We start from the raw sequence: 13,227 nt of genomic DNA on the forward strand, positions 1-13,227 counted from the left end.
GAATGAACTGATGGCAAAGCACAATGAAGCACCACCCTCAATTCAATAGGGTGTTGCACTCAGAGCCTGCATCCGCCCTGTCTAGCTGCTTCCTTTCGCATGCACGCTCTCACGCAGGCAAGCCTGATCAGCGTGCCCCCAACAACATTTCCATCACCGAGCGCGCGGCGGGCCACATCACACTGCCGTGGTCTTCGCCTTCATACAGCTTCCATTGCACCTCGGTCTGCGGACAGCGCTCGCCCAACTGGCGCGCATACGCATGGGCGTTGTCGATCATCGCGCGCTGGACACGCAGCCTGTCCCGCTTCGGGTCATTGCGCTGTGGCTGCGGCGATTGCTCGCGTCCGCCAGCGGCAATCAACACCGGGCCCGCCGCCTCGGAGCAGGCAAGACGCAGCGGCCAGTTGGCCTGGTCATTCTCCTGCAGCCACCACAGCGATGGGCTGATCGCGAAGATGGCGCCGAACGCCTCGGGCGCCTGCTGCTGGGCATGGAGCGCGAACAGGCCGCCAAGCGAGTGACCGACCAGCGCTGGACGTTTGAGATCGAGCGGATAGCGTGAGGTCAGTTCAGGCGTCAGGGATTGCGTCAGATAGGCCAGAAACTGCGCCCCGCCACCCGTGCCTTCAGGTGCGGTGCCGCTGGTAAGCGGTGGCGTGAAGTCCTTGTAGCGCAGTGTCGTGACGGTGGTACGCGTCGCCTCTGCCTGATCGTCACTGCCCGCGTAGCCGACCGCGACGATGGCGAGATTCGCCGGCGCCTTGTCAAAGCCACGGCGACCCAGCACATCCCGCACCGCCGTGAACAGATCGAGATGGCGATTGCCGTCCAGTACCAGCAGCACGGGATAACCTCCCGGAGGAGGCGCAACTTTGGGCAATGCCACCTGGATCAGATAATCATGCCCCGTGAGGCGCGAATGCTGGGTGAAGGAGGTTGTGGTGCCTGGCAGCTCCTCATCAGCAACGTGAGTCATGGCAAGGGCCGGCAAGCTGACAGTAGCGGATGTCAGCATGATGAGCCCCCATGCCTGTAGCCGGGCGAATAGCCTCAAGCGCGCACGCAATCCGAGGCTCATCATCAGAACTCATACTTCATGGTGGCAACGGCGCTGGCCGGGCGCCCGACGAAGTTGAAGACACTGGCTGAACCGGCGCGCACGTAATATTCGCGGTCGAACAGGTTGTAGACGTTCAGCTGGCCGCTGAGTCGTGGCGTGAACTGGTAACCGAGCATGGCATCGAATACCGCATAGCCCGGTGCATGGATGGTGCCCTGGGTGTTGTCGAAGTCACTCAGCGCCGTCATGCCGGCACCGACGGATACGCCGTCCAGCAGGTTGCCTTCGAAGCGATATTGGGTCCACAGATTGACCATGTTGTTGGGCATCAGCATCAACAGGGCATCGGAGCTGCCGGCCTCCAGCACCTCGGAGTCCATGTAGGTGTAGCCGAAGATGACATCCCACTGCGGCGTGATGTTGCCGGCCAGCTCAAGCTCCGCACCGGTGATGCGCATCTTGCCGGAATCCACCGAGTAATCGACGCTGCTGTCGGTGGAGGATGCCGCGCGGTGGCTGTCGGTCAGCTGGAAGCCACTGATGCGCGCATTGAGGGCGCCATCCAGATAGCTGCCCTTGATGCCGATCTCGTATTGCTCGCCTTCCCGCGGGTCGATCAGGTCCCCGTCCTCGCCTTCGCTGGTCTGCGGCTCGAAGACCTTGGAGTAGCTGGCATAGACGGAGTGATCGGCGTCCAGGTCGTACACGAGTCCGCCGTAGGGCGTGACAGCGGTGTCCTGCATGTCGCTGCTGCCGCCATTGATCCTGTCTTCGGAATCCGCCGAGAAATGGCTTACCCGCGCGCCCAGTATCACGGCCAGCGGCGCCACGGGACGCAGCGTCACCTTGCCGTACAGGCCCTGTTCTTCGAGGGTGGTCTTGGTGCGCGACAGGCTGTAGCCACTGACGCCGTCACGCGCGTTGCCGAGAATGTCGACATAGGCCAGGTTGTTCAGCTCGCTGATGCTGGCGCTGGAGCCGGTCAGATTGCTGGTGCGCGCCGCGGTGGTGTCCGCCTCTGAGGTCTTGTAGTCGACCCCGACCACGAATTCGTTCTGGTTGCCGAAGGCATCGAAGCCCTGGGTGTAGCTGGCATCCACGCTCACCGAGGTCTCATCGGTGAAACCGGCATAGCCCGCGACACTGCTCATGTCGCCGCTGTCACTGAGCGCGGAGCCACTGTAGGCGTACTCGTAATCGGCATTGCGATCACTGTAACGCGCCGCCAGACGTCCATAACCGCGCGAACTGAAGTGGTGCGTCAGCTCGGCGATGACATCGGTGGAGTCGCTCTCGAAGCTGTTCCAGTCCGCACCATAGAAGGCCGAACTTCGTCCGTAGGTGAAGTCGCCATCGCTGCCCACCGGCTGACCCTGATTGACGGTGATGTCCTTGGTGTTGTGGATCACGCCCAGTGACAGCTCGGTGTTCTCGTCGAGATCGAGTTCCAGCGCGCCATAGAAATCATTCAGCGTGTTGTCGTTGTCATCGACCCACTGCGCCTGCTCCGTGGAGCGGGTTACCAGACGCCCGCGGATACGGCCCCGCTCATCGATGGGCCCGGAGATATCGACGCTGATGCTTCTGTCATCCAGCGTACCGACACTCCCGCTGATGGAGCCCTGGAAGGTATCGGTCGGACGCTTGCGCACCAGATTGATGACGCCGCCCAGCTCACTGGTGCTGTTGAAGAGGCCGGATGGCCCGCGCATGACCTCGACCCGATCGATGGCGGTCAGCGAAGGCACCGAGCCCGTCAGGCTCGACATCGGCGCGGACAGGCCATCGATGCTGTAGGCATCGTACTCATAGCCACGCGCGAAGATGGACGAGCGGCCACTGTCGTTGTTCAGCACCCGCACGCCCGGCGTACGCGCCGCCAGCTGATCCAGGGTGATGAAGTTCTGGTCCTCGATGGCGTCATGGGTCACGACGCTGACCGACTGCGGGATGTCGCGCAGCGAGGCCGGCACCTTGGAACCCACCGTGGCGGCATCCACGCTGTAGCCACCGCTCTCCTCGCTGGAGGCCATGTCATACAGCCGCAGACCAGTGACCCGCTGCGTATCCAGCACCAGCGTCGATTCGTCCGCCTGCGCCGGCAGACTTACCAGCACCACGCCCGCCCCGAGCATCAAACGACGCGCCCTTGCCCCACACAGCACGCCTCCGCGAGTCTTCATCGTCTTCATCATGTCCCCTTGCCTCGTGCTCATTGTGTTGTGCTCACTGCCTGTCGCCACTAATGATAATTATTTGCATTTGATGCATTGACGGGGCATTTTGGCACTCCACGACGACAAAAACCTTTGCGGAACCCTCCGTGATGTTTGCAGGTGCGACAAGATGAGCCTTACCTCCTTTTCCGGCCGCGCTGGCGGTGCCACGACGACCGCTGATGCGCTTTCCGCTTCGCCCTCCATTTCTTCCTCTCTTTCTTCCTCTATGCCCTCCTCTTCTTTCTCCTCTGCTTTCGCCTCCACTGCGTTCTCCAGAGCCTCCTCCTCGCCCTCAAGCGAGAGCGCAAGGCACAGGATCATCGAGCTGGAACACGTCCACCGCATGGCGCGCGCCCTGACCAGCGACCACCAATGCGAGCCTGCCGAGGGCCAGTCAGGCGATGGCGCGCTGATCGGCAACATGCATCTGCACGAGGCTCAGCCGGGGTTGTTCATGCGCCTCAACCGCGTGCGCAAACGTGCCGATCTGATGATTCGCTCCCGTATCGAGCCGTCCCTCAAGATCGCCGTGGTATGGCGCGGGGAGCCGAAGGTCAGTTTCGGCCCGGACAGCCATGCACTGGCACCGGGGCGCGCGCTATGCATCGCCCTCGATGAGGTGACGGAATTCGCGCTCAAGAGCGTGAAAGGCGCGCAGGAGCACAGCGCCATCCTGTCGCTGACGCCGGCGTGGTTGAAATTGCATCTGGGGGTATCACGCGCCAGCCAGCTCATGCCCGAGACGCGGCATCTGGCCCATTACGCCTGGCAGCCGTCTGCGCGTCTGATCGAGCGACTGGAGGAATTCAGCCGCCAACGGCCGGGGACGCTGGCGCTGCGCCTCGGCATCGAGTCATTGGCATTGGAAGTGATCAGCGAATGTCTGGCGGCCAGCGCCTCTCTTTCTCATCCGACTCCCGAAGGGGTTGGCGAGCACTGGGCGGCAAGGCTGGAAGACTGGATACACAGCGGGGAAGCCGCCTATCTGAGCCAGGCGGAGATGGCGGCGCGGCTGGGCATGAGCGTGCGCCAGTTGCAGCGCCGCTATCGCGACGCCTACGGCCAGACCCTGGCGCAGGACCTGCGGCGGCGGCAACTGACCCGAGTGGCGCACCTGCTGCAGGACCGCAAGCTGACGATTGAAGCCGCAGCGGAATTGGCGGGTTATCGCAGCGCGGCCAACTTCGCCACTGCCTTTCGCCGCCAGTTCGGCGTACCGCCCAGTCAACGGCCGGTGGTGCCGGCGTGAGCGACGCTTGGACTTGGCGATGACCCGTTGCTAATGTTGAGCGTCGTTGCGGCATGCGCTCTGCTGGCGGTGCAGGCAGACCGCAGCCGCATACGGAAGAACGACAACAGCACGCAAAAACAGCACGACACAACAAGATCTCGCCACGCTCTCGCACAAGGACACTGTCATGTCGGTTGACAACATGAAGCTGGAATCCCTCGCCCTGCATCACGGCTATACCTCGGAAGCCACCACCAAGGCGGCGGCGGTACCGATCTACCAGACCACCTCCTACACCTTCGATGATACCCAGCACGGCGCGGACCTCTTCGATCTCAAGGTGCCGGGCAACATCTACACCCGCATCATGAACCCGACCAATGACGTGCTGGAGCAGCGCATGGCCGCCGTCGAGGGCGGTATCGCGGCGCTGGCGGTGGCTTCCGGCATGGCGGCGATCACCTATGCCATCCAGGCGCTGGTGCAGGTCGGCGACAACATCGTCAGCACCAGCCAGCTGTATGGCGGCACCTACAACCTGTTCGCCCATAGCCTGCCGCGTCAGGGGGTCGAGGTGCGCATGGCGGCCTTCGATGACTTCGCTGGCCTCGAGGCACTGATCGATGACAGGACCCGCGCCGTCTTCTGCGAGTCCATCGGCAATCCTGCCGGCAACATCGTCGATCTCGCGCGCCTGGCCGAGATCGCCCACCAGCATGGCGTACCGCTGATCGTCGACAACACCGTCGCCACGCCGGTGCTGTGCCGCGCCTTCGATCACGGCGCCGATATCGTGATCCACTCGCTGACCAAGTACATCGGCGGCCACGGCACCACCGTGGGTGGCATCATCATCGATTCCGGCAAGTTCGACTGGGTCGCCAACAAGGAGCGCTTCCCGATTCTCAACGAGCCGGACCCCTCCTACCACGGCGTCGTCTACACCGAAGCCTTCGGTCCCGCTGCCTATATCGGGCGCTGCCGCGTGGTGCCGCTGCGCAATACCGGCGCGGCGCTGTCACCCCAGAGCGCCTTCCTGCTGCTGCAAGGCCTGGAAACCCTCAGCCTGCGCATGGAACGCCACTGCAGCAATGCGCTCACGCTGGCCGAGTATCTGCAGCAGCACCCGAGCGTCAGCTGGGTCAACTACGGCGCGCTGCCCGACAGCCCCTATCACGCCACCTGCCAGAAGATCACCGGCGGCAAGGCCTCCGGCATCGTGAGCTTCGGCATCAAGACGGACGCGACAGGGGACGACAAGGCCGAAGCCGGGCGCATCGCCGGCGGCAAGTTCATCGATGCGCTGCAGATGATTCTACGCCTGGTCAATATCGGCGATGCCAAGTCGCTGGCCTGCCACCCGGCCTCCACCACTCACCGTCAGCTCAACGAGGAAGAACTGGCCAAGGCCGGCGTCTCGGCGGATCTGGTGCGTATCTCGGTGGGAATCGAGCATATCGATGACATCATCGCCGATGTCAGCCAGGCGCTGGACAAGGCCACTGTGTAAGGGCTGATTGAAGAACATGAAAAGCCCATGAGGAGATGAGACCTCATGGGCTATAGGCCAACAGAAACGGAAAATCGAAAATGGCTATGGCTATGGCTATGGCTATGGCTATGGCTATGGCTATGGCTATGGCTATGGCTATGGCTATGGCTATGGCTTCACATAGTAAAGATTCCAGAGATCCGTCTTGAAACTGGAGTTTTTATTATAATCAGATATATAATCTGCATCATTCCATTTCTTGAACGTGGCATCATCCAACTTTACCCAATCATGCTGAGACATGATACTCTTCATCATCGATTTGCATTTCTCAGCTCTTTCGTCATCAGTCCCCAGCCTCTTCCCTCTCTCGATCTCAAAACGACTAGGATAAGACAGACTACTTCTATCGGGTTCAAAGTCATAACTTTTGGAAGTATAAAAAGGCCCTGCCTTTTCAACCAGACGATAGGGACATTCCGAATATTCAGACCGATCTCCAATTTTCTTATATATCGTCACAAAGAATGGAGATATTGCCCTCTTGGCTTCGTCTCGGGGTCCAAAGAATTCCATGCTTTCCAGAGGCGGCTGCGCATGTCTCTTACTCATCCATCCATATCCTGTATATTCTGGAGTGTAGAATGCTCCATAGGACACAAGTAGGATGATAGGAATCGGTAAAAGCCCGACCAGCATATGCGAAGTTGGTTTCATCTCATTGACGATGAATCCAGAAACAATGACAGCCAATGTGGTGGAATAAACGACAGGACTGATGATCTTGGCAGAAATAGACCACCCAAATATATAAATCGACGCCGGTATCAAACTGTGATGCTGAGCAAGCAGAATAGCAATATTGACACAAAACACCAACAACACTATAGCAACATAAAAGTACCCGCGAGAAATCTTGTTGGTTTTTTCTAGCATTACACGCCTCATGATATCATTTATATCAATCAATTCTAATTTATTGTTGTAAACTAGTCAATCTCATGCAACATTGGTGAAATTGATACGCAAAGCCGCTTGGTGATTGATCCTTTGCTTGACGTAGATCCACTACTATCAATTCACTGAACGAAAGCATCATATTTCACACAGCGTGCGCGTGATCATGGTCTAGGGATTGTCTTCCTCCTGATTGGCAGTCAAGATTTGCGTCGAGTGTACCCACTGATGATTACCCGCCTGTCATCGCAACGAGGAACTCGGCGGTAAAGCAGACCTAGCCTCCAGTTCGGCACGCGATGTATCGCAGAGCATCGATGGTGAACATCCCTGCCAGAGTGGCATTGATCAGCAATAGCTTGACCTTCTTTCCGGCGCCATGAGCAGCATATTCACGATCTTCTTCTCACTCTCCACTCCTTACGCTCCAGGCCTCGCCAGCTGCACTGATCAAGAGGGTTCTTACGCGTATTGCCCCCCTCAAACTTGTTGAAGTCAGTCATGCCCCCCACCAAGATAACGGTATATAAACGGACTGAACTCCAGGATTGGCGAACCATCGAGACCCAGCATAAATCTGATTAATACCAAGAATAAAAAATCGAAACTACCGAAATACACGAACAGAACACACTCTTGGATCAAGGCGCACACAGAGGCGCCTGTCACAACGATAACAACTCCAAGAGGTGTCCCGATGAAGCGTACCCTGCTGACCGCTGCAATTGCCGCTACCGCTATCCTGCCGCTGAGCGCCGCTCAGGCTCAGGATATCAAGCTCGGCCACGTGCTGGCGCCCACCCATAGCTGGAACATCGCTGCGGAAGGTTTTGCCAAGGATGTCGCCGAGGCCACTGATGGCCGCGTCAATTTCCAGGTCTTCCCCAGCGGACAGCTCGGCAACGAGAAGACGGTCGTGGAAGGCATGCAGATCGGCAGCGTGCCGGCTGGCGTGATCGGCTGTGGCTCCTTCCAGCCGCTGGATGCCCGCTTCGGCATCGTCGAACTGCCCTATTCCTGGCCGGACCGCGAACACGCCTACGCCGCCTACGATGGCAAGCTGGGCGATGCGCTCGAGGACGTCGCCGACGAGCACAACATGAAGATCCTGTCGTGGTGGGAAAACGGCTTCCGTCACGTCACCAACAACCGTGGCCCCATCACCACCCCGGAAGACCTCGCGGGCCTGAAGATTCGCGTCACGCCGGACAAGATGCGTCTGGACACCTTCACCGCACTGGGCTCAAGCCCGGCGCCGCTGTCCTTCGGTGAGCTCTACTCCGCGCTGCAGCAGGGCGTGTTCGATGCCCAGGAAAACCCGCTGGCCATCATCTATTCCTCTTCCTTCAGCGAAGTGCAGGACTACGTCTCCCTCACCGGCCACGTCTGGGCACCGGCGTGTCTGACCATCTCCAACTTCACCTGGAATCAGCTCTCCGAGCAGGATCAGGCCGCAGTGCAGAAGAGCGCCGACGAATGGCGTGACAAGCAGCGCGCGATGACCCAGAAGGATGACGCCGAGCTGGTCGCCAAGCTGGAAGAGGCAGGCATGCAGGTCAACGAGGTCGACACCGCGCCCTTCAATGCCAAGGTGCAGGGTGTGTGGGCCGAGTACACCGACGTCTTCGGGCCTGAGCTGATGGGCCTGGTCGAGCAATACCGCAAGGGCGAGTAACGATGTCTTCCGCCTCTCCCTCCGTCAAGCCGCTGGCCGTGTTGTGTGCCGTGCGTACCTTGATGATCACCCTCTCACGTTGGAGCTGCCGGGGCTGTCTGGCCCTGGCTGCCAGCGGAGTTGCCGCGCTGTCGGCACTGGTGATCTGGACCGTCTTCATGCGCTGGGTCATGGGTCAGCCGCCGCACTGGGCAGAAGAATTGCCGCAACTGGTGCTGGTATGGACCACCCTGCTGGCCGCGGTGTCCTGCACCCGCAACCGCACTCACCTGAGCGCGGGCCTGCTGCCGCTGCTGGTGCGCTCGGTGCGTATCCAGCGCATCACCGGACGCATCACTGACGCCATGATCCTGATCATGCTGCTGTTGCTGGCCAAGGCAGGCATGGACCTGTCTGCCATCACGATGCGTCAGACCACCACCGCGCTGCAGATTCCGGCCGGTATCGTCTATCTGTCCGTGCCGCTGTGCTGCACCGCGATGGCACTGGTACAGCTGGAGCACCTGCTGACGCCGACCGCAACCTCCCGTGACACCCTGGCCGATGACGCCACGTCATCCCCACGCCAAGGAGATGCCTCATGACTCTCGGCGCCCTGGCTCTGCTCGGCGTATTCGCGCTCGGCATCCTCATCGACATTCCCATCGCCTTCGCGCTGTTGATGTCGGCCCTCTTCTACCTGCTGGCCTTCGGTGCCGCGCCCATGATGGTCTCGGCGCAGCAATTCGTGGCCGGAATGGAAAGCTTCACCCTGCTGGCGATCCCGCTGTTCGTGCTCGCCGCCCAGTTGATGAACCGCGCCGGTCTGACCGAACGCCTGGTACGCCTGTGCATGGCGATGGTCGGTGACATCCGCGGCGGTCTGGCGGTGGTCGCGGTGCTCGCCTGCATGATGTTCGGCGCGCTGTCCGGCTCCGGCGTGGCGGACGTGATCGCCATCGGCAGCATGCTGCTGCCCACCATGGCTCGCAACGGCTATGACAAGGGCTTCAGCAGTGCGCTGGTCGGTACCGCCAGCTCCATCGGCACCGTGATTCCGCCCAGCATCGTGATGATCGTCTACGGCACCACCTCCAATACCTCGGTGGGCCAGCTGTTCATGGGCGGCATCATCCCCGGCCTCATGCTGACCGTCGCGCTGGTCGGCGTCGCCCTCTACATGTCACGCAAGCATGGCTGGTCGGGTGGTGTCGCGGCCCGTGTGCCCGGCGAGCGTCGCCGCGCCCTGCTCAGCGCCATGCCGGCCCTGATGGTGCCGGTGATGATCATCGGTGGCATCCGCTTCGGGGTCTTCACGCCCACCGAAGCCGCCGCCTCCGCGATTCTCTACGCCATCATCATCGGCACCTGTGTCTATCGCAGCCTGACCTGGCGCGGCTTCCTGGACAGCGTCAAGGCAACTGCCGAGACCACCGGCGCCATCCTGCTGATCATCGGTGCGGCCGGCATGTTCGCCTGGGGCCTGACCTACGAGCAGGTGCCGCAGGCCATCGCCCAGCTGATCGGCGAATTCACCGACAGCCGCATCAGCGTCCTGCTGCTGCTGACCGCCGTGCTGCTGGTGCTGGGTTCCTTCATGGAAAGCGTGGCGATCATCATCATCGTGACGCCCATCGTGATGCCGCTGCTGGCGCAATACGGCATCAGTCCGGTGCACTTCGGGGTACTGCTGACCGTCAATCTGGCCATCGGCGCCAATACGCCGCCGCTGGGCATCGACCTGATGGCCGCCTGTCGCATCGCCGGCATCAACGTCAGCGATTCGCTGCGCCCGCTGGGCCTGATGCTGGGCGCGATGCTGACCGTGCTGATGCTGATCACCTTCATTCCGGAACTCGTGCTGTTCCTGCCCAACCTGATGGAGGGCTGAGTGATGACCACCGCCATGGACCACAAGCTTCCCCAGCGCTGGCTGTTCGTACCGGGTGACGATGCCGCCCGTCTGCAGGCCGCCCTCACCAGCGGCGCCGATGCCATCGTCGTCGATCTCGAAGAGTTCACCCCGGCCGCCGGACGCAAGCTTGCCATCAGTCGCTTCGCCGACTTCGCCAGACGCGCCCGTGCCCTGAAGGTGTGGCCGGCCGTGCGCCTCAACCTGCTGGAGCACGGCGGTCGCGAAGAGCTGGCAGAGCTGATCAGCACCACCCTGGGCGATCCCACCGGGACTCCCGCCGCCATCTTCCTGCCCGCCGTCGAGCAACGCGCCCAGCTGGCTGCGCTGGATGACGCCCTCGCCGAGCAGGAAGCCCTGCATGGCCTGACACGGGGCAGTCTGAAGAGCGTCGCGACGCTGGAAAGCCAGGCCGGACTGCTGGCCGCCGAGGAACTGCTCGCCGCGGGCGATGACACGCCACGCCTGCTGGGAGCACTGATCGGTACCGGGGATCTGGCTGCGGATCTGGGCCTGATGCCCGACCAGCCCGCCGCCACCATCACCGAGAGGCTCAAGCCGTGGCGTCAGCGGTTGGCGCGGGCCTGCAAGACCCATCGCCGGCTGGCCATCGATGGCCCGTGGCGCTGGAAGCACGGGCTGGGCACCGACCAGCACTGGGCCAATCAGCAGGGGCTGCAGGCGCGTTGCGTCATCTACCCCGAACAGCTCGAAGCGCTTTACGACCTCATGCCCGCTCGCGGCGCTGACCCGATGCCCGTCCCTCAGACCTGAGCCGCTGCCCTCACGAGCGCCGCACCGAATTCATTACCGCGTCAAGAGTACCGACGTCTCAACACCGATTTCTCAACACTGATTTCTCAACAACAACGAGAGCACTCCCATGACTCAGGCCGCGAACACTTCCTCCGCTTCCACCCTGCCGCTGCGCAATGGCGGGCAGATCCTCGTCGACCAGATCCGTCTGCACGGCACCAAGCGTGTCTTCCTGGTGCCGGGCGAAAGCTATCTGCCGTGCATCGATGCGCTCAATGAGCACAAGGGCGCCATCGAGCCCATCGTCTGCCGCCAGGAAAGTGGCGCAGGCTACATGGCCGAAGCCTACGGCAAGCTGACCAACGAGCCGGGCGTGTGCTTCGTCACCCGTGGCCCGGGCGCCACCAACGCCTCCATCGCCGTGCACACCGCCTATCAGGATTCCACGCCGATGATCCTGTTCATCGGTCAGGTCGGGGGCGACTTCATCGAGCGCGAAGCCTTCCAGGAAATCGATTACCGCCGCATGTTCGGCGAGATGACCAAGTGGGTCGCGCAGATCGACGACACCTCACGCATTCCGGAATACATCGCGCGTGCCTATCAGGTGGCGCGCAGCGGCCGCCCGGGGCCGGTGGTGCTGGCGCTGCCCGAAGACACCCTGTGGGGCGAAGCCCAGGTCGCGGACGTCAAGCCGCACCCGCGTCTGGCCACCTACCCGGGTCAGCCGCAGCTCGATGAGCTCAAGAGCCTGCTCGCGACTGCCGAGCGTCCCTTCCTGCTGGTCGGTGGCAGCGGCTGGACCCGCGATGCCCAGGTCGCGCTGGAAGGCTTCGCCGAGCGTTTCGATATCCCCACCGGTGTCGCCTGGCGCCGTCTGGAGTGCGTCGATGCCGAACTGCCGCAATTCGCCGGTCACGTCGGCATGGGCATGCATGATGCACTGCGCCAGCAGCTGGTCGAGAGTGACCTGGTGATCGCCGTCGGCACCCGTATCGGCGAAGCCACCAGCGAAGGCTACAGCTGGATCCAGTCGCCGGTGCCGACCCAGAAGCTGGTGCATATCTACGCAGACCCGGAAGAGCTGGGCCGTGTCTATCAGCCGACGCTGGCCATCAATACCGACGTCAACGGCTTCGCACTGGCGCTTTCCACCCTGTCCCCGGATAGCGCGCCGCGCTGGTCCGGCATTACCCGCGAGGCGCGCGCCGCCTATCTGGCCACGCTGGAAGAGCAGCCGTCGCCGGGCCCGCTGAGCCTGGACAAGGTCAGCCTGACCGTCGACCGCATTCTCGATGGCAAGGGCTGCATCAGCGTCGGCGCCGGCAACTACGCGCTCTACGCACACCGCTACGTGCGCTTCCGTGGCCTGGGCAGCTCGCTGGCCCCGACCGTCGGTTCCATGGGGTACGGCCTGCCCGCCGCCATCTCCAGCAAGCTGGAATTCCCGGAACGCCCCGCCGTCTGCTACGCCGGTGATGGCTGCTTCCAGATGAACCTGCAGGAACTGGGCGTGGCACTGCAGTACCGCCTCGGCGTCGTGGTGCTGGTGTTCAACAACGGCATGTGGGGCACCATCCGCGCCCACCAGGAAAACGACTTCCCGGGCCGCGAGATCGCGCTGACCTTCACCAACCCGGACTTCGCCGCGCTGGTCACCGCCTACGGCGGCCTGGGTCAGGTGGTGGAGAAGGACGAGGACTTCGAGGAAAGCTTCAAGCGCGCCCTGGAATTCGCCGACCGCGAGCGTCTGCCGGCCCTGATCGAGCTGCGCTATGACCCGGACGGCATCGCCCCGGGCAAGCTGCTCAGCGGCATCCGTGAAGATGCCCTCACGCGCAACGCGGCCGAGTAAGTCACAGGGAGGCGCGCCTTCCCGCCTTCGGACGACCTTCCCGTCGCCCGAAGGCGGGAAGGTCGCCAGTCAGAACAGTTGAACCATG

The 13,227-nt window shown here is 62.0% G+C and carries 10 protein-coding genes; 7 read left to right on the forward strand and 3 right to left on the reverse strand.

Annotated features, from left to right (window positions below; all coding sequences use genetic code 11):
* Positions 1-127: 127 nt before the first annotated feature.
* Both R2R70_RS04005 and R2R70_RS04010 read right to left on the reverse strand, forming a co-directional pair.
* On the reverse strand, positions 128-979 hold the full coding sequence (locus R2R70_RS04005) for an alpha/beta hydrolase (RefSeq protein ID WP_410977328.1): 852 nt from the start codon (positions 977-979) through the stop codon (positions 128-130).
* Between the two features lie 104 nt (positions 980-1,083).
* Positions 1,084-3,246: a TonB-dependent siderophore receptor gene (locus tag R2R70_RS04010; RefSeq protein ID WP_410977329.1), complete on the reverse strand. Its 2,163-nt coding sequence runs from the start codon at positions 3,244-3,246 to the stop codon at positions 1,084-1,086.
* A gap of 163 nt (positions 3,247-3,409) precedes the next feature.
* Here R2R70_RS04010 and R2R70_RS04015 point away from each other — a divergent pair, with 163 nt between their 5' ends.
* Together R2R70_RS04015 and R2R70_RS04020 are read left to right on the forward strand one after the other, a co-directional pair.
* On the forward strand, positions 3,410-4,531 hold the full coding sequence (locus R2R70_RS04015) for a helix-turn-helix transcriptional regulator (RefSeq protein WP_410977330.1): 1,122 nt from the start codon (positions 3,410-3,412) through the stop codon (positions 4,529-4,531).
* 184 nt (positions 4,532-4,715) lie between these two features.
* Complete coding sequence (locus R2R70_RS04020) at positions 4,716-6,023, forward strand: O-acetylhomoserine aminocarboxypropyltransferase/cysteine synthase family protein (protein ID WP_410977563.1); 1,308 nt, start codon at positions 4,716-4,718, stop codon at positions 6,021-6,023.
* A 150-nt stretch (positions 6,024-6,173) separates the two neighbouring features.
* Here R2R70_RS04020 and R2R70_RS04025 read toward each other — a convergent pair whose 3' ends face one another.
* Positions 6,174-6,941, reverse strand: a complete 768-nt coding sequence (locus tag R2R70_RS04025) for a hypothetical protein (protein WP_410977331.1) — start codon at positions 6,939-6,941, stop codon at positions 6,174-6,176.
* A 718-nt stretch (positions 6,942-7,659) separates the two neighbouring features.
* Here R2R70_RS04025 and R2R70_RS04030 point away from each other — a divergent pair.
* The 5 genes from R2R70_RS04030 to R2R70_RS04050 all read left to right on the forward strand — a co-directional run bounded on the left by R2R70_RS04030 (position 7,660) and on the right by R2R70_RS04050 (position 13,139).
* The gene (locus tag R2R70_RS04030) at positions 7,660-8,637 is read left to right on the forward strand and encodes a DctP family TRAP transporter solute-binding subunit (protein WP_054556958.1); all 978 of its coding nucleotides are present in this window, start codon (positions 7,660-7,662) and stop codon (positions 8,635-8,637) included.
* A gap of 2 nt (positions 8,638-8,639) precedes the next feature.
* Positions 8,640-9,221 (forward strand): TRAP transporter small permease, encoded by a 582-nt coding sequence (locus tag R2R70_RS04035; RefSeq protein ID WP_284726952.1) that lies wholly within the window; start codon positions 8,640-8,642, stop codon positions 9,219-9,221.
* The gene (locus R2R70_RS04040) at positions 9,218-10,507 is read left to right on the forward strand and encodes a TRAP transporter large permease (protein ID WP_107334689.1); all 1,290 of its coding nucleotides are present in this window, start codon (positions 9,218-9,220) and stop codon (positions 10,505-10,507) included. The genes R2R70_RS04035 and R2R70_RS04040 overlap by 4 nt, the downstream gene beginning before the upstream one ends.
* Before the next feature lie 3 nt (positions 10,508-10,510).
* On the forward strand, positions 10,511-11,302 hold the full coding sequence (locus tag R2R70_RS04045; protein WP_410977332.1) for an aldolase/citrate lyase family protein: 792 nt from the start codon (positions 10,511-10,513) through the stop codon (positions 11,300-11,302).
* A 109-nt stretch (positions 11,303-11,411) separates the two neighbouring features.
* Positions 11,412-13,139: a thiamine pyrophosphate-binding protein gene (locus tag R2R70_RS04050; protein ID WP_279833467.1), complete on the forward strand. Its 1,728-nt coding sequence runs from the start codon at positions 11,412-11,414 to the stop codon at positions 13,137-13,139.
* Positions 13,140-13,227: the final 88 nt, after the last annotated feature.

Source organism: Cobetia sp. SIMBA_158 (assembly GCF_046566945.1).
In the GTDB taxonomy this organism is placed as follows: Bacteria; Pseudomonadota; Gammaproteobacteria; order Pseudomonadales; family Halomonadaceae; genus Cobetia; species Cobetia amphilecti.

Excerpts from the sequence above, each read along its gene's own strand:
- R2R70_RS04005 (WP_410977328.1), bottom strand. The coding sequence starts at position 979 with ATGACTCACGTTGCTGATGAGGAGCTGCCAGGCACCACAACCTCCTTC.
- R2R70_RS04010 (WP_410977329.1), bottom strand. The coding sequence starts at position 3,246 with ATGAAGACTCGCGGAGGCGTGCTGTGTGGGGCAAGGGCGCGTCGTTTG.
- R2R70_RS04015 (WP_410977330.1), top strand. The coding sequence starts at position 3,410 with ATGAGCCTTACCTCCTTTTCCGGCCGCGCTGGCGGTGCCACGACGACC.
- R2R70_RS04020 (WP_410977563.1), top strand. The coding sequence starts at position 4,716 with ATGAAGCTGGAATCCCTCGCCCTGCATCACGGCTATACCTCGGAAGCC.
- R2R70_RS04025 (WP_410977331.1), bottom strand. The coding sequence starts at position 6,941 with ATGCTAGAAAAAACCAACAAGATTTCTCGCGGGTACTTTTATGTTGCT.
- R2R70_RS04030 (WP_054556958.1), top strand. The coding sequence starts at position 7,660 with ATGAAGCGTACCCTGCTGACCGCTGCAATTGCCGCTACCGCTATCCTG.
- R2R70_RS04035 (WP_284726952.1), top strand. The coding sequence starts at position 8,640 with ATGTCTTCCGCCTCTCCCTCCGTCAAGCCGCTGGCCGTGTTGTGTGCC.
- R2R70_RS04040 (WP_107334689.1), top strand. The coding sequence starts at position 9,218 with ATGACTCTCGGCGCCCTGGCTCTGCTCGGCGTATTCGCGCTCGGCATC.
- R2R70_RS04045 (WP_410977332.1), top strand. The coding sequence starts at position 10,511 with ATGACCACCGCCATGGACCACAAGCTTCCCCAGCGCTGGCTGTTCGTA.
- R2R70_RS04050 (WP_279833467.1), top strand. The coding sequence starts at position 11,412 with ATGACTCAGGCCGCGAACACTTCCTCCGCTTCCACCCTGCCGCTGCGC.